Raw genomic sequence first — 19,750 nt, 5'->3', positions numbered from 1 at the left:
TATAAAATTTTAGTGAGGAATAGGGGTTCTTTTAGCAGAGCTGCTCCACCACCTGATAGAAAAGGAAAATATAACAAACAAGGTGGAAGCGATGAGCGCATTGAACAATGAAAACATGAAGTATTCACTACTATATTCTAATTCCAACGCTGTGAACCTATTGTATGTTAATGTGTATGCAAATGAATAAGTAACTAGAAAGTTAATTATCAACATTAACAACCAATGATACCACCTGGAAAATGATGGCCGGTTAATAATGTAATAAAAAAGGATGGCGACTAGAAAACTGCTAAGGAGGTTGACAAGTGCCAATTGGCCATAAATTCCTTCGGCATATACATCATCCGAGAATGGTGCAGAATAATAGAATAGTTCAAAAATGGTTGCTACAAAATCATTCATATTTTTATTTTTTAATATTTACAGTTAGGTTAAAAAGGTTGTTATTCCCTTGCTGTTGGACTTCATAAGCCTCATAGACACCTTCAATCAGATAGTTTAACCCAAAGGTTTTGCCTGTTTCATTCAAAATATTTGTATCATCCCCTGTACTGCTATTATATACCCACTCCGGGATTTCGTCTTTTAAGCTTAGTTGTGCATCTTGGATACCGCTTTTCTCTTTTGTTGAAAGCGTTATAATATGGGTGAAAGGAGTATTCTTGATCTTGATATAGTCATTAGGTGCAATATTTTTTTTATCAATGATTTCTATTTTGGTGATTTGAAAACCTTCCGTTACTTGGTAATGACTTTTGTCAAGTAAATATGATGAATCTACTGGAATATTAGATAGGTCTGTAGCTATAGCAAATTGAAGGATACCATTGTTGTATCTAATAACTTCAATTCCGGTCAATGTTTTATCCTTCTCCCTGGTGATCTTAAAATTGCCTATATTATTGGTTTGTCTTAGTAAAGCGTAATTTGAAAGTTCCTGTTGTGGATGGCCTGACAAATAGAAGCTATTTTCATAACCTTTTAATTTCGAAATAGGAACGTTTTGAGATAATTGTTTGATTAGATTGTCCTCTCCTATTAACCATATAAAATATGGCCTATCGGCACCTTTTAGAATTTCGAAAGTGTTATCTTTCTTCCAGTATTTGCCACTGAATTTGGAATGTAATTTATTAATTTGCGCCGCAAATTTAAATGACTTTGATTTATCGAGGAAGACATTCTTAGTTAGACTTTTTTGATATTCCAATGCTCCTTCCGTATCCTTACTTGGCTCAAGTGAGTAGATACAATCAGAGATGAAGATGGCAACTTCTCCTTGATGCAAGGAATCTAATACAAGACCTAGTATTTCATTCAATTTACTGACGGATTTGTTCCCGATATTATAAGGTGATTTCCCCGGTTCTAAAACATCCACGAATTGTTGCGGATCGTGAATGCTGGTAGGAAATATCTTAGAGTTGATGAAATTTACGGAAAGGTGTTCTTCGTTGTAGAATTTAAGTCCTGCCAGGTAATCAGCCAATGAGGCTTTGAAGTCTGACGAGAATAATAAGTATCCATCCATACTTCCTGAATTCTCAAGGTAGATCTTGATAACTGCTTTTGGGGCTTTTTTTGTACCCTTTACGTGAATTTCCGGTATTTCGCCATTTCTCCTTTTCTGTGCTACGGAAACGATAAGCTCTTTTAGCGATCCGGGTATTAGATTACCTTTATTATCAATGTAATCTGGGAACGATGTTGGATTTCCTGTTATAAGATCAGATAAATGCTGCCATTCTCTTTCATCTATAATGTTATCATTCTTTATGGCTTTCGTGATCTCGACCTTTAATAATCCCGTTCCCTTAGGCTTAGCGCATGCAAAGAACAAGGAGCATATCATTACAATTGTAAATCGATTCGATGCGCAATAGAGATAATAATCCCCCTTGCGTAAATTCAGTTTAAACTTACACATATAAAATTCAGAGGTTTAAAAAGAGGAGCTTCGCTTCTCGTTCAGACGGTATATATAAGGCTACGTAATGATATCAACTGTACTACAGTTAACACGGGGATCAACATTTCCTGTTATTTGTTGCTGTATGCTCAAATCTTATAGTAGATTGATCGTCACCTAAGTTTTATTTACTAACACTACTTGATATAGTAATTAATATTTAGGGCTCCGGTTACAAACTTTTGGTGCATTAACAGATTGAATGTTATCTCTACAATACAGTACAGGTAATATTTTAATCCATAAATTATAACATAGGTATCAAATCCTAGCTTGGGCATTAACACTAATTCACTATGAATACTAGGTATTTGTGGATCGAATGTAATAAACATTTTATTATGTAACAACATTCTGGCTTAGAAAAATTTGATTTTCAGATCGTCATACTTATTTATAGGTAGCAAGTTTCGAAAAATAAATGAAGATATCTTTGATAGAATTATAGTGATTATATGACCTTATTTCTATTTACAATGGATTGATTGTCTTAAGGTAATGGAGCTCCTTATAATGCGAAAGCTGCAAACCAAGCATCTCTACCCGGTCTACAGCTTTCAATATAATGGCTACTAATTAAAAATGCTATTCTGCTGATGGCAACCAATTGATGGAATTAATCGTACCTCCCGTTAATACCAAGCCGGAAGTTGCCGTGGCTGTACCCGCGTCGAATTTGTATACCACGGATTTTCCATCTGTAGTGGTAATACCTATGAACCCGGTTTTACCATCTTTCGGTGCGTAATTGTTCATCGCGATTACGGTGATATCTTCCGCGCCAGGTGTACCTGTTACCCATTTGAATGATTTCGTATTTACATTCGCGACAGCAAACTTGTTGGCGCCGCTGGCATATGCGTTCTGTTTGTCTGACATGAACAATATAAAATTACCATCGCCCAAGTATAATTTATCACAGATATACGATCCGCCGGAAGCATCGCTGACATCAAAGAAATAAGACTGATCCCAAGCCAGCTCTCCACTCTTAATTCTCATGATAGCGGAAGGTTTCGTAGAATTAAAACTGGCGCCATCGGAAGTAGCAAAGGGAGACGACCATGCATATACATCCCCGTTTTCAACAACTTCTAATCCATCATTGAAATATGCGCCGATGAAGCTGCTACGGTTATCGCGGATAATCGTATTTAAGCTCATATCGGGATAGTTGAATACGGCTATCCAAGAGCTGTCCGGGTAAGCTGTTGCAAAAAGGGCATCACCGGAACCTTTGATGCTGAAAAACGGTGCAAATACTTTGTTGCCAACTTGTTTTAGCCAGGAGAAATGCGCCATTTCCCCGTTACCTGAAAGTTGGGCGGTATTGATTTGCCCTTGCCCGCTGATCGTTAAACTTTCCGTATTTACCTTGTACCATAACGAGTTTTCTGTTGTTACGCGGCGGGAAATTTTCATCATCAGGATATCGTCTGCTACCGCTGCAAAAGCTTGTACTGTTTCCGATTGGAAGTTGCTTTGTTTTGATAGTTTTCCTTGATCGTCTAATTTGTAGATGGTCACGGCGCCGGGGTTGCCTTGGCCGTATAACATGCTGAAAAATAAATTTTTAGACGTTGTATAATAACGGTAAGTCCCGTCTTGTTCAACGCCGTTACCGGCAGTTGATAAAGTGCCGGATTCCAAATCTTCAGCAGTAAACAAATAATCTGCTACACCTTCTGCCGCGGATTGGGGTAGGGCAGCAATAACAAACCTTCCTGTACCTGCACCCGCATCTCCACCACCTGTTGATGGGTTGTCGTCTTTGTCACAAGAAGCCATTCCGAACGCGATGGCCGTAGATAAGAATAAAAGATTCAACTTTTTCATGCTGTATAATTTCTGTTTATGTTTTTGGATGATTATTTACTTATGAAATACCGCAGTTTTGCGGAGAAGGCCCTGCCGGGCTTTTGTAAGCTGAAGTTGTCATACAACATGGCATCGGTAATATTTCTGCATTCAAATGAAATATTATACTTACCTCCTTTCATGGCATATACAATGTTCATGTCGTGTGAAAGCTGTTCCGGAATACCATACTTCGTTTCGCTGCTGCCCCTGCTTGGCCAGTACAGGTAGAAGGCATGTACATATAACATGTTGTAGCCGATGCTCAGCTGGTCCCCTTTATCAAATACATTTTTTATGAATACGGAGGCGTCGGCATTTCCATACATATATGGCAGGTTCGGCATCCTGTCTTTATATACCTCGCTCACATTGGTATATCCCGGATCATATTTTTGCAGGTTGCGGATATCTTGATAGGTGAAGTTGATGCCCGCTGCTAAGAACTTTTTATAAGAGTACCTTACTTCTGCCTCTACACCTTTATTAGAAACGCCGTCTAAGTTTCTGGCGATTAACTTAGTTTGGTTGTTGTTGAAAGTATAATAAATATAGTCCGTTGCTTTCCGGTAAATGCCCATGGCGCTGGTTATAAACCGGTGATCTTCGTCCAGCTTGAAGGAATAGCTAATGCCTAAGTTGATATTATCGCTGGATTCTGGCTTCAGGTCAAAATTCTTTTCGCGGTTGATGAGATCTCCGAATAGGTCTTCATTTTCAGGCATCCTGTTCGTCTTCTCGTAGGATAGTTTTGCTTGTAAGGAAGGCAAGATGTAATATGATGTCGCGATGCCGTAACCGGGCTTGTTGATATCGGTCGTCATATTTTTATAGGTCGGCTCGCCGCCGGCATCACTGGCAAAAGTGGTTTTTGATTTTTGATAAATATATTTACCGAATACCGTTGTACTCCATTTTTTATTGACATCTAACTTGTAGCTAAGTCCCAATATATTCTTACCTGCTTTTTGAGGTTGTTGGTATTTATCGTCTTCAGGAGCGAGCAGGTCACGGCCTTTCCGGTTAAAGCGGCTGAATACATTATTAAAGGCTAATAGCTGTTTTTCATTGATCTTGTAAGTGATGGTCGCGGATGCCGTAGCGATATTGTTGCCGTATTTATAATACATACGGGATCTTTCCCCGCCTTTTCCGTTGAAGGTAATCGAGTCGCCCAACCAGCCATAGCGTGCATATACCGTGTCGATATTATTTTCTTTACCGAAATTGTAGTTGGCATTTATGGCAACATTCAATCCTTTTATAAATAAATCATCCTTTTGATATTTGAACGTGGGCATCACCGTATTGCCCCGTGTATGCCATGCGCCAAAAACGGATACCATCCTGGCGCCTGTTTGTATTTCTTTGTAATTCTGGCCGAGGGTGATGCCGACAAGGAAACGATCCGCCCATTGTTTATCTAGGAATCCAGTTTGTGCAATCAGCGTTTCGTTATGGTATTGATCGTGGAAACGTCGTACGGTGGTATTCGGATAATATTGGCCGGTATGTATATCGGCGGCGTCAACAGTTACTTTGTAATTATTGTCCGAGTAATTTTGAAAGGCATTCAGTTGGAATGTCAGCCCTTTCTTGGAAGTGATGCCGGCATTGATGTTTGTTCTATGGGTATTGAAAGAACCGTATGAATAGGAAACATCCAGGAAGTTTCGCAGCTTGCTGCCGGTAATGATATTCACTGCCCCGCCGAGTGCATCGCTGCCTAGCCATACCGGGACAACACCTTTATATACCTCTACCCTTTCGGCAAAATTGATGGGGATGTTATTAATCTGGATGGAAGACCCGAAATTCTCCATAGGGATACCATCCAGGAAAAACTTGACCCTGCTGCCGGAAAAGCCGTTAATAGAGAAGTTGAAATCCGATCCGACCCCGCCGCTTTCCCTTACCCGGACACCGGTTACGCGGTCCAATACATGCGCGATGTCTAAAGTGGAATTATGGAGTTTTTTAGCATCGATGGCCGTTACGTTATACGCTTGCCTGTTCGAAAGCTGCGTTTCAGAATATCCCATTACCGATACGCCTTCCAGGCTCGTTTCGGTAGGGGTCAGTTCGAAAGATAACGCTTGGTTAGAACTCCTGACAGTTACTTTCTTCTTAATGGTTTTATAACCGATTATGGATATTTCCAGGGTATGTTCTCCTAGGGGGATCCCCGCAAGTTGAAATTTTCCTTTACTATCCGTTTGGGAGATCTTCTTTAGTTGCCTGATCTGCACCGTGGCCGCAGGTACTGGTTCCTGGTTGCCAGTGAGAACCGTGCCGGAAAGGGTGCCGGTTGTTTGCTGCTGTGCAACTGCTAGCAATGACATTACCATTGCCATAGCAATACAGGGTAAAATTTTGAATTGCATATGCTTAATTACTTAACGGTTTATATGTACCATGAAAATTCACGGCTGTAGATCATAGCGCCAACTATGATCTACATTTTTGGGATGATTCTTCTAATAGAATGCCCGCAAAGGTATCTTGAAATGAATAGGATGATTTACGAAATGCGGAATTTTTTTAATTCCTTTTCTTGTTCGATTTTATTTGAGTTTTCAATTTTAGTGTTATTTGTTTTTTGATATTTCTTTACAATTAAATACCAACAAATAAATGCTCCCATGGAAACAAATAGCCAGAATACATCGATTAACAGGATGTCATAAAACCCTTTTTTATAGGTTGTCCATATCCAATTACCTGATACTACCCCGTTTGCTACCGGGATGAAAAAACCTATGATAGCGCCCATCAGCATAGAATCCCGGTTGGTCTTATAGTTGTTTCTTCGTATAATAAATAAAACACTTAATGCTAACCATGACCAAAAGAAGAACGGGTAAATAAATGCTGTTCCACCGCCTGGATGTATTTTAACCGCGATAAACGATGCTGCTGTTACTGGGAACATACTCAAGCAGATCGATAAGTAAATATTGGCGAGCCAATCGTTGAACTTTCTTTTCCTCCCGGGAATATTCTTCTTATTCCTTGCCACCAGCCAAATTAATACGCCTGAAATAATCACCACGCAGCCGCAAATGCCCAGTAAAAAGTATAAGACCTTGGTGGCATAGCCGCCGTAATTACCGAAATGTAAAGTATATACTAAGTCTTTAACCACACCGTTATAACCTGCTTTCTCGAAAGGACTTTTTACTTCTAAAACTTTCCCGGTGGCGGCTTCGTAGACTATTTTGCCGGTCCCGACAAATTTCTCGCTCCGGGGAAGTACCACATCCATCGACACTTGCATACTTTGATCGCCATAATTACTGATTTGCATATATGACAACTGTGTATGATCCCATTTCTCAAAGGTCTCTGAAACAAAATGATTAATGTCTATCTCTTTCCCGATGGCCTTACCCGCCATAGGAACATTCTTATCGTCATATCCCATCGTTTTATCGAATGCTTCCTTTTTTCCATCAAACTGCATGGCGATCGTCGGTTTAGACATTAAGGGAAAGCTAACCAGGAAATAAGTGCCCGTAACGGCAAAGATGAATAAAAAGGGAAAGCTGATAACACCTAATGCGGTATGCAAATCCGTCCACACGGTTTTCAGTTTTTCCCAGGGCCGAAACAGGTAGAAATTTGAAATGATCTTATTCCAATGCAATAATAAACCCGTGATCAAAGCAAATAGGAAGGCAAAGGCAACCCCGCCGGCGATGTAATAACCGATCGGGAATCCCAATCTGGCAATACCGTTTACCTGTGCTAAGAAGTGTAAGCGGTAAAGGAATTCGCCCAGGTCGTATGATTCTTTATAGTTCGATTGTACCTTGGTTTTGGAGTTGTATAAAAAATATCCTCCCCTTTTTTTATTACTGCTGTCTTTCGACATGCTGACCGATACACCGATCTTCGCACCACCCCTGGGGTACATGTAAAAGTAGATGTCACGACCGTAGAGGTTGTATTCCTTGTTCAACGAATCAACAATAGTATTGAAGTTGATATCCTTCTTCGAGATTTCTGCGGCGGAAGTATTCTGTTGCCAACTGGTTATTTCGCTTTTAAAGAATGCGAAAGAGCCCGCAAAAAATATTACATATAGTATAGCGCTGATAATGATCCCGCTGATGGTATGCGTGTTAAAATAAATATTATAATTACGATTATTCATGCCGATGTTTTTATCACTTTATATAAGCTTCATATATCCAAGGAGCGCAAAATAGGAGGCTGAGTAAAATGTAGGTCGCCCAGATCTTCCATCCGTTTTTTGCAAGGAATGCAAGGATCATCAGGATGGCCCACAAAATGTACATGGAAAAGAAACTCGTGATAACAACGGTTTTCTTATCTAGAAACGTCATCAGCAACTGATGAAAAGAAAGGCTCACCAAGTAACCGCCGAATAATGCGGCTGTTACTTTAAGGACTCTTTGCCCGGGAGAGCTCAAGTATTTTTTATTAGCAGGCATATTAGTAGAAGATGAAAAGTTCTGATAGCAAGCTGAAAGCAAGGATAATCATGATATGCTTTACCCTGAAATAACGTAAGGGGGCTAAAGATATAACGAGGATAGGTCCAGCCATCGATAATAGTAAGAACCCAAGGATACCTAATGCGATCCCATCTTTCAGGGTCCAGAGCAGCAGGCTGGAGCCGATCAATCCCAAGCCCGACCAGGTAGCCAGGGGTTTATGCTCCTGCAACCATGATTGGTAGCGGCCTTCCGAATGGAGCTTCGCTTTCAAGGATGTGTTGTATAAGTGGAAAAAGCCTATACAGTAACAAATAATGATGATTGAATACATTCGACTTAAATATTATTTTAATATTTTATTTATTGGGGTGATGCTAACTGGATGATAGCCGGATATTGGATGTATTGGATCATTTCCGGGTTTACTCAAAACGGAAAAATTTTCTAGGCGCAGGCAGGATTATTTTATAAATTGCATACGCTTATTTTACTTAACGGTTTATATAAGTACCATGAATTTTTCATGGTTGAGCCGTCCAGCGCCAACTGGCGGCTCTTTTTATATCGTTCGTATATACGATGTAAAGTTAGCTGTTATTAGAGCGGATGATTTACGAGATGCGGAAAAAGTTCAGAGATTTTTTGGGGGATTTTCAGGATGGCACGGATTTTTTGTTTTCCCCTGATCGTTGATTATGGAGGGAGGCTTTTTCCCGGTTATGATTAATTGTTGACCTCGCTAGGACGTAAGATTGCGTTGATTGGATGCTTGATTTCCTAGTACGGTGTATTTCGAGGATCAATAGCATGTTTAGGAGCAATATAAATGTTAATAGTCCTACTTGCCTGATGTCGGATGCTTCCTGGATAACGGTTTCTACAAGGTGTACCCGGTTTAATAGAACCAGGAAGTTTGCGAATACAAAACTGCTCCGGTAAAACCTATTTTTTGAAATGTATAGAGTGATTAATGGTAAAAGCAAAGCAAATTTAATGGAAGGACGCTGCTTTTCGTTGATGACGTAAGCGGGTTTCCAGGGGTGATGTAAGATTATACAGATTATGTGCGCGATCCGAAAAACGGTTTTCTATCTACAACATTGAAATTGGATAAAGATTTCGAATACACCATTAAAATATAATCTCCCAATTCGTTATCTTAGGACATGTTAAAGCATGGTTTCATTGCAATTACATTCGCTATTTTATCCGGTGGTTGCTCCCCGGCTGCTAATGAATTATCTTCAGCAAGCAATGGTGAAATTATATGTACTTTTCCACAACACCCGCCTTCGTTTCCCGGTGGAGAAATGGCGCTAATGAAATTCTTAAGGAAAATACGCTACCCGAAAGATCAAGCAACGGCCCAAGGCCGCGTTCGCGTTACATTTAAAATAGATAGCAAAGGCGCCCTTTCCGATATAAAAATTGTTCAAAAAGAAGTAAGGGATTATACATTACTTGATAAAGAGGTAATTAGGGTGGTAAGGATGATGCCCAAGTGGATTCCTGCGGAACAGGATGGTATAAAAGTAAGCACATACTTTACCATGCCTATTTGTATTTTACCGGCTTTTGACTAAAGGATTTAAATCTTGGGCAGATGGATGCACGTCTTTTCCCCCACTCTTAAAATTTTATCGGCCAATCTTCTAAAAGCGGTGTGGAAATTTTAACAAGAAGTGTTCTCATCAAAGGAACGGATAAAAATTATTCTTCCTTGCATTTTATTTCATATTCTTTGCTATCTTTATCCACCCTGCGGAAGTAGCTCACCTGGTAGAGCGACAGCTTCCCAAGCTGTAGGTAGCGGGTTCGAGTCCCGTCTTCCGCTCAACTTTAAAGTATGGCAGATAAATTACCCTTGTTGCCCCTATTCTCAACTCCAATTCCCTCTTTTTACACCGTTTTAGGTTAACATAGCATTATTATATTAACCGGGAGCTATATAAATTTACAGTGAACCTTTATCGATTCATAATTATGAAAAATTTGTTCATATCCTTGGGGCTGTTGTTGATTACCCGGATAGGGATGGCACAGGAGCGCCCGAATATTGTTTTTATCATTTCTGATGATCATGCCTATCAGGCTATCAGCGCCTATGGCAGCAAATTGGCCCAAACGCCCAATATCGATCGTATAGCAAACGGGGGTGCAAGGTTTACCAATGCACTGGTGACTAATTCTATTTGCGGACCCAGCCGTGCTTGCTTTATCACGGGAAAATATAACCATAAGAACGGCTTCAAAACTAATGAATCCGTTCATTTTGATATGACGCAAGAGCACTTTCCCCGCTTGCTGAAAAATAACGGTTACCAGGTTGCTTGGATCGGTAAAATGCACCTGGAAGCAATACCACAAGGTTTCGATTATTTTAAAATCGTTCCGCAACAAGGCCGCTATTATAACCCGGTGTTTATTTCTCCTAATGATACCGCCACCTATACCGGTTATATCTCCGACCTCATTACGCAGTTTACAACGGATTGGTTGGATAAAAGGGATACCACGAAACCGTTCATGTTGGTGGTAGGTGAAAAAGCAACCCACCGCGAATGGAGTCCCGATATCCAAGACCTGGGAGCTTATGATGACAGCACATTTGCTTTGCCGCCGACCTTCTTTGATGATTATAATGGCCGCGTTGCCGCTCAAAACCAGGATATGACCATCAGCAAAACGATGCAGATGGCTTATGATTTGAAAATTCATGTCGATTATGACAAGAGTTGGGTTTATAGAAACATGAATAAGGCACAAAAGGATGCTTACAAAGCATATTATGAAGATAAAATCAGCCGTGAGTTTGACTCGCTGAAACCGACCGGGAAAGCCCTGGCTGAATGGAAATACCAACGCTATTTAAAAGATTATTTGTCAACTGCCAAATCTTTAGACAGGAATGTTGGGCGGATATTAGATTACCTGGACGCGCACGGTTTAAGCAAAAACACGATTGTTGTTTATGCTTCCGACCAAGGTTTTTACATGGGAGAACATGGCTGGTTTGATAAGCGGTTTATGTATGAAGAGTCCTTGAAAACAGCATTCTTGATGCGTTGGCCGGGTAAGATCAAACCAGGTTCCGTAGTAAACGATATGGTATTGAATATCGATTGGGGGCCAACCTTAATGGATGCGGCGGGCTTGAAGGCTTCCCCGACTATGCAAGGCGAATCGTTTTTGCCTATCGTTACGGGAAAGAGCTACAAGAATTGGAGGAAAGCTGCCTTTTACCATTATTACGAGTACCCGGAACCGCACCATGTAGCGCCACATTTCGGTGTTAGAACCGGGAAGTATACCCTCATCAGGTTTTATGGCCCGCATAATGATTGGGAATTATATGACTTGAAAAAAGATCCAACGCAGGTACATAATGTTTATAATGACCCGGCATATGCTGCAACCAAGAAGGCATTAACTGCTAGCTTGCAACAACTCATCAAGAAATATGATGATAAAGAAGCGGCTGAAGTGTTGAAGAAAGAAATGTAATAATTTACCTGGTCATTATCATTAAATAAACGCCGGTGCAAACAGACAACTTGCACCGGCGTTTTATATGTAGAAGCTTATAATATTTAATGATTGCTTTGACCGGTAAAGTTTATTATTGTCGAATTACTTTTTACAAATATTAATCACGGTTCCATGATCGTTGGAAGTAATGTCGGCAATGTATTGAATTTGCTTTACACGTAACAACATATTCTTAAGCCCGTTGCCTTCATGGATGATCGAAGTATCGAAGCCATTACCGTTATCTTGTATCGTGATACAAAGATTGCCTTTCTGTGTCAGGATAATTTTTAATAAGATTTTATTACAGGCTGCATACTTAATGCTATTCGTGATGGCTTCCTTGATGATTAATAATAAGTTTTTCTTTTCCGCTTTGCTAATAACTTTATATAAAGCTTTATCCTCGACTTGCAGCTCGAACTGAATTTTTTGAGCCATCGTGACGGGGATTGCAAATTTCTGAACGCGGTTTAATAATTCCTGGATCGTATCTGCGCTATCGTCCAATACCCAGATCATATCCCGCAAGCCAGAGGTTGCCTGTTTTAGAGATTCATCAACTTGTTCCAGGTAATGATTGTTTTCCGGGGTGATCTTCGCCAGGTGTGTAAATACTTTCACGGCATTCAAGGAACTGCCGATGTCATCGTGCAGATCCGACGCAATATTTCTCCTTACCAGCTCTTGTTTCTTAATTTGCAATACCCGGTAACGGTATATTTGGTAAATAATAAACAGCACAAATAATCCTGCCAATACTTTAAACCACCAGGTTGCCCACCATGGCGGTGTTACCGTAATGTCTAAAGTGCGGACATCATCGCTCCACTCCCCTTCGTTGTTGGATGATCTTATCTCCAATGTGTACTTACCTACGGGCAAAGTCGGGAAACTTACCGTGGCATCGGTTCCCAGCATTACTTGCTGCTGGTTTAGCTGTGGAATTCGGTAGGCAAAACGGTTTTGCTCCGGTTCTATAAAGTTAATGGCGGCAAAGCTGATCTCGATATTCGTCGTGTTATACGGTACCTTGATGGCTTGAACGCCTAAGTCGCTGGTATCAACGCTGCTACCCGGGGCTTCATACTTGATTCGTGTAATATGTGTCTGGTTATGAAAGGGATTATTGCTAAGTTCATTGGTATTAATCCTGGTAAAACCGTCAATGCCCCCGAAGTATATATAACCATTATGGCTACAGGCCGATTTTTCATCGAATGAATTTCCGTGTACCCCGGCAGTAGTGTAATAATTTCGTATGAAATGGGTTTTGGTGTTTACACGGGAAAGTCCCTTGGCAGTACTTACCCAAAGGGTGCTGTCGCTTGCCGGAACAATATTAAAACAGGCGTTACTAGCCATACCATCATCCGTGGTAAGCGCCGTGAATTGTTTTGTGGATTTATCATAACAATTCAAACCACCACCGTAAGTAGTAATCCAAATTTTATTACCATCGTCATATACATCGAAGTAAATAGGTGAATTGGGACCTGCTTTCCCGGGGTAATAAACCTCGCAGTAGCCGGTATTCCAATTTACTTTGCTAATGGCCATATCGGAAGCGCACCAGAGATGCTGATCTTTATCGACATACAAAGCATTCACGCTATTATCCGGTAGGCTGTGATTATTGTTTACATCGTGAATAAAATGCTGTACTTGTTTCTGATCGCGGTGCCAGGTAAAAATGCCATCCTCGTTTTCGCTCCCCCATACGATCGTATTCGGATCTACCACAACTGCGCTACTAAAAACATACCGGGAAATGGATCTTAACTCCGGGTACTTTTGTTCGATGGGAATTAATACCTGCCGGTCAATATCATAATAATATAAATGTTCTTCTGTTGATACGAAATGGTTTCCCTGGTCATCCCGGAACAACAAGCTCACGGGGGAGTTAATATTTTTCAAGCCACGGGAGAACTTACGGATCCTACCGCTGTTGAGGTTAATCTGCCATAAGCCCACATAGCTGCCGGCCAGCATCATGCTATCATTCATTACGAGCAAATCGCTTACCTGCTCCAGCTTGATCTTGCTTTTTTCATCTTCTGAAAAAGCCGTGAAGCAACGCAGGATATTTTCTGATTTGCAGGCGCCACGGTAAGTACTGAGCCAGGCATTTTGCTGGTAATCGAAAAATACATCCTTTATAATATTATCCGGTAAAGCCGCATTTTCTTGCGTGTAATGATCGGTAATGTTGAATTGATCATCGGTAATGAATAATCCCTTGGTGGTGCCGATCCACAGTTGTTTTTTAGGACCTTGCTTGATGCAATGGGCCTGCATATTCTTTAATGCGAAAGCCTGTATCAGTTGGATATTATTCCCTTGGAGCGAAAAATGACTTACACCGTGATTGGTAGCAACCCCGAAGCGGTTACCGGGTAGATCTATAACCGCGTGGAATACTACCGGGGAATTGGGAAGGCCAAGATCCGATTTCGATATCAATTGCTCTATTTTGCCATATTTATCATACACGGCTAAGCCATAATTGTCGATTCCCACCCAGATACGTTCCCGCGCGTCGATATAAATCGTATGGACAACAAAGTTCTCAGCGCTATGCGTGAACGGGTTTATAGAAATATGCGAAAATTGGCGGTCTTTTTTCGAGAAAATAAAAATACCTTCGTATGAACCAAACCAGATATCTCCCAGGGGAGTTCCACTGCTACATTCGATCCAATTGCTGATTTGGCAGGGTTTATTGCTCGGGTTAGCGCATCTATACGAGGCAATTACTTCGCTATTGCGGGTATCGATAATATTCAAGCCGCCGTATGCCGTTGCCACCCACAAGCTATCTCCATCCAGGTAAAGATTTTTGATATGGTTTTGATTCAGTGAAGTGCGACTGTTAAATGTCTTTTTATAAATTTCGAAAGATTTACCATCAAAGCGGTTGAGTCCATCTTGGGTAGCAATCCAAATGAATCCGTATTTGTCTTGTAAAACTTGGGGTACATTATAGGAACTTAAGCCATTTTCCGAATCATATTTTTTGAATAGCAAGTTCGCCCGTTGTGCCTTTGTGCTCAACAGTGAACCAACCATCAATAGAACAGTCAAAAACCATCTGTATGCTCGAAAAATTTTAACGGGCATAGGATAATACTCCATTTGGAGCAACAATTTAATTCAATATATCGAGAATGTAAGTATTTATTGAATATCAATATATTAACCCCGGTTGAATATTATGAAAGCTGAATGGACCATCATGTTCTACATCTACAGTGTAGACCATAGTATTAAATATGCCAAGAAATTATTAAAAGCCCTGGCCGCCATCGGCAGCCGCAAGGATATGAATATCGTTATACAGTTTTACAGGAACTGGAACGATACGGAACATCCCGTTGATTACAGGGCAATGCGTTTCCATGTGCAAAAAGACGTGGTTCCGCATCCAACTAACGCGCTATTGGACCTGGGAAATGTGGATATGGGCGAAGCCGAAACGATGGCTGAATACCTTTATTGGGCTAAAAATGAATACCCGGCAGAGAAGTATATGCTCGTATTATGGTCGCACGGTATGGGTGTAGGGGTTTTTGAAGGTGAGCTGGAACCCGAGGAAGATGAAATTGTATTGCCAAAATATACAGGTGTTTTGTCGCACCAGGGGCGGATATTAGAAAACGATCTTAGTACGCTCACCCTGGATCGCAGGCATTCTCCCAATTACAGGATTACCAGGGAAGCGCTGATTTATAAAACTTCTGATATCAATAAGCTGAGTCTTGACGACGATGATGATGATGAAAGCCCCGGCGCTTTTATTATTACGCCTACCTCGCACCGCTTGCCGGAAGTATATAATAATCATTATAAAGTACTGAAGGAGAAGCAAATTAGTTTCCTGTCGCATGAAAAATTAAGGATGGCTCTGAAAGCTGTATTTAGCAAAAGACGGGGCGATAAGCTGGATATCCTGGCTTACAATGCCTGTTGCATGCAAATGATGGAAACCGGCTACCAGTTTAGGGAGTATTGCCGCTACCTCGTGGCCAGCGAAGAAACTATCTATTTCGATGGTTTGAACTACCCGGAGTTTTTAGCGCAATTGGCAGATAATCCCGATATAACAGCCGAAGCGATGAGTTACAAGATGATCGAAACCTTTTCCGCACAGTATCCAAAGTATCAGCACGACTACCTGACCATGTCGATGGTAGATCTGAAAATATCTTCAAAAACGGCGCAATACATCAGTGAATTTGCCGAAGAATTATTTGACCATGTTGAGCGTTACGCTCCCGCGATCAAGGCTGCCAGGTACAAATGCAAGCATTTCGGATGGAAATATTTTAATTCGTATATCGACATCAATTGGTGGCTGACGAACTTTTATGAACATTTACCTAAGAAAGACCCGATGATAAAAAAGTCGCAGCGGCTGATTGAGCGGGTGAATCCCGGTTATGTTTTGGCAGCATTTAACGGTGAAAAAAGGAAGCCCATCCCCAGTTTGGAGAGATCTTACGGAGCTAACGGCTTATCGATTTACTTCCCTATCAGTGAAAGGGATCATGCCGATAACCAGGAGTTTGTCCGCCTGTTTTTCAACCAGGAACGGGCCGAAGCCTACGATTTCGTGCTAGATACCATGTGGGACGATTTCGTGTTTAAATACCTGGATTATGCCGATAAATATTTATAAATTTTCCGGCGGGCCATATTTAGCAAATAATTTATCCCAAGCAGCTTTATTGCGGGCGTTAATCCCCGTAGCAGCTTCCAGTGCGGCGATCGACTTCGGTCCGAATATGCCGTCGAGCGCAGCGGTATAATAGCCGTCAATGAGCAGGTACTTTTGCCAAATCAACGCGATATTCTTCTCGATAGATGGTTTGAGGATATTGCCCGGTACTTCCAGGTGCGGGAGATCTTTGAAGCTGTTCCAATTACCGCCCCAATCCATTTGAAATTGAGTTCCCTGTTTTACGTACTTATACAAATTGCTGTTACCTAAGTAAGTATTTCCTTCAAACAGCCCGATGTCGATGGCCAGGCAGGGTAAATAATTATGCCGGGAGAGCCTGGTATAACCGTCAATATTGGTATATACAGCCCCGGTTTTGACCCATTTACCACCTTGAAAGGTCCTGCCCTTCTTGTAAATGATGAACTGGTCTTCCGGTGTGCGGTAAGCGGAAACTACCTTCGCGGTATGCCCGGCAGGTAACTTATTTTGTATAGCAGATAAAATGCTGTCCAAATGCAGCCTGATATGCGGGTGCAGGTACTTAGGATCACGATCGTAAGTCATGAGTTTGGGGTTTGCTGTTATGGGGTGAAAAGGGCTAGTTCCGGTGCTTTGGGGCTATGATCATCGAAGAATTAACCGAGATATACGTACTGATACGCTCTATATAAAATTAAGAAATATTTACGAGGAAATTATTTACCGTAAGTTAGGGCTACGTCTTTTATTGCGGTTAACCAGGTGATCGATGCTGAATTTTCCGGGGCCATAGATCAATAAAACGAATAGCATGACGAGGTAATAAAGCGGGATTTCGAAACCTCCGTTAGCTACGGGAAAGCCGTTTTGCCAGTGTACAACATTGATCGCTACGAGCATAATAATCATCAAGGGAATGGTGACAATGCGGGTAGCTAATCCCAGTGCCAGGAATATTACACCGATGGCTTCTATTCCTGCAACGAAATAAGCGCTTATTGTGGGCAGTGGAACCCCCAGGTTTGAAAAATTATCGATGACGCCTTGAATATTGCTCCATTTCAACTGTGCAGGCCAGAAGAAACCGAAAGCCAATACGAGACGCAAGATCAGCAATGGCCAATCTTTCATCCATTCAAAAAAACGTTGTAAAGGAGTATTGGGTTTCGTGTTAATAAATCTCATGCCTCGCCCTGAAAATTGGTTTTTAGAATATGGTTTCGGGAATCAATAGCAACATTAAGTTACTAAATCTTTGCTAATCAACGTATATGCCCGGCCTTTATTGTCCTTTATCGATGAATTGATAAAATCAAGGCTTAGCGACCGTTTTAAAATTGAACGTAAATTTATTTTAGGACGAATACTGTCAGACGCGCTACCCCACTTCGGAAGTACCCCTACCCACTTCGGAAGTACCCCCACCCACCTCCGAGGTACCCCCACCCACCTCGGAACTCCAATCGATGTTCTTTGAACCCCAAATTCGGATAAAATAAGTGGGTACAGTGGTTTTCGAGCTCCACTTTTGCGATAAAAACCGCTAAATATCACCCTAAAAGAGCATTTTTTAAATTTACAAAAAATAATACCCCACTTCGGAGGTACCCCCTACCACTTACCGGGTGGGTCATGACCTCAAAATAATCCCGAAACATGTGTTCCGAAGTACCTCCCCCCACTTCGGAAGTACCCCTACCCACCTTCGAAGTACCCCCTAGGGCTTCAGAAGTGGGTGTACGGGCTTATTTTCTCCGGATGATATTTCGTAAATTGCCTTACAAGGGTATAAAGCGACAATTTGTAATATTGATTTTGCGCGGCTTGGTTAAAATATTTTTAAACGGGATTAAATAGTATATTCATGTAATATGAATATTTAAGTTAATTTTTTACATTTAAGGCTCAATTAAAACCTAACTTATCTATGTCTGAACAAATGAACCCAAGTTCCGCCCAAGAAGGTAGTTTTCTCGATGATTTTGATACCCCGCAATATATTGACGCGAGCAGGGGCATCCGCTTTGCAAATTTTATCCTCGATTATATTTTCATTTTAGTTGTAATCGGTGTTTTAGCTGCTATTTCAGGTATGGAGGAGTATGATTATTACGGCAGCCTGAATTATTCGTATTATTTCTTAAATATGACTGTTTACATAGTCTATTATACCATTTTTGAAGGATTATGGGGGCGCACGCCTGCGAAATTTATTACCGGTACCATCGTGATAATGGAGGAAGGAACCCAGCTGGAATTCGCAAAAGCGTTTCTAAGATCTCTTTGCCGCTTCATACCATTTGAACCTTTTTCGGGATTCGGTATTCCTTGGCACGATTCATTGACCCACACGAGAGTGGTGAAATACTCCAGTATCCAGTAAGAATTTTTAGCCTGGTATTTACTTAGGTTCCCTGGTAGCCAGGTAATTATAATCATTCAGGATTGTTTCCAAGAATTCCAGCGAATTCATCTGCGTTTGAATGCCCAGTACTTGTTGGATTCTTTCTGCTACCCTATCCGCTAAAGTTACATCTATGTTTTGGGTAGCCCTGTCTAACAGGTCCTTGATCTTGTTCAGATCCTTATCGTTGATCCGCATAATTTGCGGGAATTGCACTTGGTAATTAGCGTCGGTAATCTCCCGGAAAATAGTGTTGGTCAAGGGTTGGGATTTCTTGCTGGATATAACGATCGTATTGGCAACAACATCGCCTAAGCGTTGATTGTACTTGGTTTTAATCAAAAACACCAAGGGGATAACGGCCGGGCATAAAACGAACAACATAAAACCAAAGGAGCTGACGCGATCTACCTGCGTTAAGTAGGCTAATACCGCGAAAATCATAGCCGGGGATTCAATGAGGCGGAATAAGTTGCGGATAATATATTGGTCTAAACTCGGTGCATTTCCAGAAAGGTTACGCACCTTGATTTTCACGATTTTCTTTCCCAACGTTTGGCCGTCCATGAATATTTCTGATAACAGGTAGTATAACGTAAAAGGAATAAATATAAAAAGTACGTTTACAATGGTATCTACCTGTTCGGGTAAATTCAAACGGGCAACGAGAAAAACTAAACCGAACACCGCGATTATACGGATAATGAAATCTAAAATGTACGCTAATAAACGGATGCCGCTGTCAGCCGCTGCAAATTCAAGATCTATATTAAACGGGGTAGGTATTTTTATGGTAGACATGAATCAAATTTAAAAATTTT

General features: G+C 41.0%; 14 protein-coding genes and 1 tRNA gene. 5 read left to right on the top strand and 10 right to left on the bottom strand.

What is annotated here, in order from left to right; translation table 11 throughout:
* Positions 1-9: 9 nt before the first annotated feature.
* From COR50_RS04130 to COR50_RS04095, 6 genes are all read right to left on the bottom strand, one after another.
* Entirely contained in the window at positions 10-405 is a 396-nt protein-coding gene (locus tag COR50_RS04130) for a hypothetical protein (RefSeq protein ID WP_098192814.1), read from the bottom strand.
* 4 nt (positions 406-409) lie between these two features.
* Positions 410-1,930 carry a hypothetical protein gene (locus COR50_RS04125; RefSeq protein ID WP_157760611.1) on the bottom strand — a complete coding sequence of 507 codons (1,521 nt, stop codon included), beginning with the start codon at positions 1,928-1,930 and terminating at the stop codon, positions 410-412.
* A 627-nt stretch (positions 1,931-2,557) separates the two neighbouring features.
* On the bottom strand, positions 2,558-3,808 hold the full coding sequence (locus tag COR50_RS04115; RefSeq protein ID WP_098192811.1) for a DUF4374 domain-containing protein: 1,251 nt from the start codon (positions 3,806-3,808) through the stop codon (positions 2,558-2,560).
* Between the two features lie 32 nt (positions 3,809-3,840).
* Entirely contained in the window at positions 3,841-6,183 is a 2,343-nt protein-coding gene (locus tag COR50_RS04110; RefSeq protein ID WP_198405775.1) for a TonB-dependent receptor, read from the bottom strand.
* A gap of 167 nt (positions 6,184-6,350) precedes the next feature.
* Positions 6,351-7,985 carry a PepSY-associated TM helix domain-containing protein gene (locus tag COR50_RS04105; RefSeq protein ID WP_098192810.1) on the bottom strand — a complete coding sequence of 545 codons (1,635 nt, stop codon included), beginning with the start codon at positions 7,983-7,985 and terminating at the stop codon, positions 6,351-6,353.
* 302 nt (positions 7,986-8,287) lie between these two features.
* The gene (locus tag COR50_RS04095) at positions 8,288-8,563 is read right to left on the bottom strand and encodes a hypothetical protein (RefSeq protein ID WP_157760610.1); all 276 of its coding nucleotides are present in this window, start codon (positions 8,561-8,563) and stop codon (positions 8,288-8,290) included.
* 895 nt (positions 8,564-9,458) lie between these two features.
* Between COR50_RS04095 and COR50_RS04090 the strand changes: the two genes are divergently transcribed.
* The 3 genes from COR50_RS04090 (at position 9,459) to COR50_RS04080 (ending at position 11,796) form a co-directional block, all read left to right on the top strand.
* Positions 9,459-9,875, top strand: coding sequence for an energy transducer TonB (locus COR50_RS04090; protein ID WP_098192807.1), 417 nt, complete (start codon positions 9,459-9,461; stop codon positions 9,873-9,875).
* 178 nt (positions 9,876-10,053) lie between these two features.
* Positions 10,054-10,126 (top strand) — tRNA-Gly (locus COR50_RS04085).
* 149 nt (positions 10,127-10,275) lie between these two features.
* A complete protein-coding gene (locus COR50_RS04080; RefSeq protein WP_098192806.1) occupies positions 10,276-11,796 on the top strand; it encodes a sulfatase family protein in 1,521 nt (506 codons plus the stop codon).
* A 126-nt stretch (positions 11,797-11,922) separates the two neighbouring features.
* Here the strand turns inward: COR50_RS04080 and COR50_RS04075 are convergent, their stop codons facing one another.
* Positions 11,923-14,907 carry a ligand-binding sensor domain-containing protein gene (locus COR50_RS04075; protein WP_198405774.1) on the bottom strand — a complete coding sequence of 995 codons (2,985 nt, stop codon included), beginning with the start codon at positions 14,905-14,907 and terminating at the stop codon, positions 11,923-11,925.
* Positions 14,908-15,037: 130 nt separating this feature from the next.
* Here COR50_RS04075 and COR50_RS04070 point away from each other — a divergent pair, with 130 nt between their 5' ends.
* The gene (locus COR50_RS04070) at positions 15,038-16,501 is read left to right on the top strand and encodes a clostripain-related cysteine peptidase (RefSeq protein ID WP_098192804.1); all 1,464 of its coding nucleotides are present in this window, start codon (positions 15,038-15,040) and stop codon (positions 16,499-16,501) included.
* Here COR50_RS04070 and COR50_RS04065 read toward each other — a convergent pair.
* Positions 16,496-17,110, bottom strand: a complete 615-nt coding sequence (locus COR50_RS04065) for a M15 family metallopeptidase (protein ID WP_098192803.1) — start codon at positions 17,108-17,110, stop codon at positions 16,496-16,498. The genes COR50_RS04070 and COR50_RS04065 overlap by 6 nt on opposite strands.
* Before the next feature lie 135 nt (positions 17,111-17,245).
* Positions 17,246-17,710 carry an HvfX family Cu-binding RiPP maturation protein gene (locus COR50_RS04060; protein ID WP_198405773.1) on the bottom strand — a complete coding sequence of 155 codons (465 nt, stop codon included), beginning with the start codon at positions 17,708-17,710 and terminating at the stop codon, positions 17,246-17,248.
* Positions 17,711-18,452: 742 nt separating this feature from the next.
* Between COR50_RS04060 and COR50_RS04050 the strand changes: the two genes are divergently transcribed.
* On the top strand, positions 18,453-18,908 hold the full coding sequence (locus COR50_RS04050; RefSeq protein ID WP_098192801.1) for an RDD family protein: 456 nt from the start codon (positions 18,453-18,455) through the stop codon (positions 18,906-18,908).
* 18 nt (positions 18,909-18,926) lie between these two features.
* Here COR50_RS04050 and COR50_RS04045 read toward each other — a convergent pair whose 3' ends face one another.
* Complete coding sequence (locus tag COR50_RS04045) at positions 18,927-19,730, bottom strand: RDD family protein (protein WP_098192800.1); 804 nt, start codon at positions 19,728-19,730, stop codon at positions 18,927-18,929.
* Positions 19,731-19,750: the final 20 nt, after the last annotated feature.

Origin of the sequence: Chitinophaga caeni (assembly GCF_002557795.1) — a bacterium.
Taxonomy (GTDB): domain Bacteria; phylum Bacteroidota; class Bacteroidia; order Chitinophagales; family Chitinophagaceae; genus Chitinophaga; species Chitinophaga caeni.
Note: the sequence above shows the minus strand (reverse complement) of the source record. Positions and strands in the feature narration are given on the sequence as shown.

Excerpts from the sequence above, each read along its gene's own strand:
- COR50_RS04105 (WP_098192810.1), bottom strand. The coding sequence starts at position 7,985 with ATGAATAATCGTAATTATAATATTTATTTTAACACGCATACCATCAGC.
- COR50_RS04060 (WP_198405773.1), bottom strand. The coding sequence starts at position 17,710 with ATGAGATTTATTAACACGAAACCCAATACTCCTTTACAACGTTTTTTT.
- COR50_RS04090 (WP_098192807.1), top strand. The coding sequence starts at position 9,459 with ATGTTAAAGCATGGTTTCATTGCAATTACATTCGCTATTTTATCCGGT.
- COR50_RS04070 (WP_098192804.1), top strand. The coding sequence starts at position 15,038 with ATGAAAGCTGAATGGACCATCATGTTCTACATCTACAGTGTAGACCAT.
- COR50_RS04080 (WP_098192806.1), top strand. The coding sequence starts at position 10,276 with ATGAAAAATTTGTTCATATCCTTGGGGCTGTTGTTGATTACCCGGATA.
- COR50_RS04130 (WP_098192814.1), bottom strand. The coding sequence starts at position 405 with ATGAATGATTTTGTAGCAACCATTTTTGAACTATTCTATTATTCTGCA.
- COR50_RS04065 (WP_098192803.1), bottom strand. The coding sequence starts at position 17,110 with ATGACTTACGATCGTGATCCTAAGTACCTGCACCCGCATATCAGGCTG.
- COR50_RS04050 (WP_098192801.1), top strand. The coding sequence starts at position 18,453 with ATGTCTGAACAAATGAACCCAAGTTCCGCCCAAGAAGGTAGTTTTCTC.
- COR50_RS04110 (WP_198405775.1), bottom strand. The coding sequence starts at position 6,183 with ATGGCAATGGTAATGTCATTGCTAGCAGTTGCACAGCAGCAAACAACC.
- COR50_RS04115 (WP_098192811.1), bottom strand. The coding sequence starts at position 3,808 with ATGAAAAAGTTGAATCTTTTATTCTTATCTACGGCCATCGCGTTCGGA.
- COR50_RS04045 (WP_098192800.1), bottom strand. The coding sequence starts at position 19,730 with ATGTCTACCATAAAAATACCTACCCCGTTTAATATAGATCTTGAATTT.
- COR50_RS04125 (WP_157760611.1), bottom strand. The coding sequence starts at position 1,930 with ATGTGTAAGTTTAAACTGAATTTACGCAAGGGGGATTATTATCTCTAT.